Consider the following 655-nt stretch of genomic DNA (forward strand, 5'->3'; position numbering starts at 1 on the left):
AACATCAAGGCAGGCATGTATGCCCGCCAGAACTGGGTGCCGGCCGGTCTTGAAGGCGTTTGCATGGAAGCAACCTGGACCGCCGAAGACCATCGCGGCATCAACACCGTCAATATCTATAACGGTAGCGCCAAAGGCGGTGAAGCAACAGTCGAAAAAGTAACGACTGTAACGCTGCCGCGTCGTGACGACTGGCTTGGTTACTAAGACCATCCAGTAAGACGAATGTCTCCCAGACTGTTCGGAGGCAGGGCATAAGACGCAAGATGCCCTGTCTCCGACAGCTGGAGATCACAAGAAGATCATTCGAAAGGGACACCATGGCAGAGCCCGCCCGCAAAATAGAAACCGCCGAACCGATGCTGTCGGTCAACAATATTGAAGTCGTCTATGACGAGGTGATTCTGGTCCTGCGTGGCGTCTCGCTTGAGGTTCCGCAAGGCAAGATCGTTACCCTTCTTGGCCCGAACGGGGCAGGTAAATCCACGACGCTTAAGGCGATTTCGGGTTTGCTGAAAACCGAGGACGGCGAAGTCACCCGTGGTGACATCAGTTTCATGGGCAACCAGATTGCCAATGGCAATCCCGAGGATATCGTGCGCTCCGGCCTGTTTCAGGTTATGGAAGGCCGCCGTATCATCGAGGATATGACCTG

1 protein-coding gene and 1 pseudogene are annotated in these 655 nt (G+C 54.8%); both read left to right on the top strand.

Annotated elements, in window-relative coordinates; all coding sequences use genetic code 11:
• A pseudogene (locus B3Z49_RS11480) lies at positions 1-207 on the top strand (branched-chain amino acid ABC transporter substrate-binding protein); the annotation flags it as partial.
• A 152-nt stretch (positions 208-359) separates the two neighbouring features.
• A partial coding sequence (locus B3Z49_RS11485) for an ATP-binding cassette domain-containing protein (protein ID WP_349676381.1) occupies positions 360-655 on the top strand: 296 nt, incomplete at its 3' end.

The organism is Thalassospira sp. UBA1131 (assembly GCF_002311515.1).
Taxonomy (GTDB): domain Bacteria; phylum Pseudomonadota; class Alphaproteobacteria; order Rhodospirillales; family Thalassospiraceae; genus Thalassospira.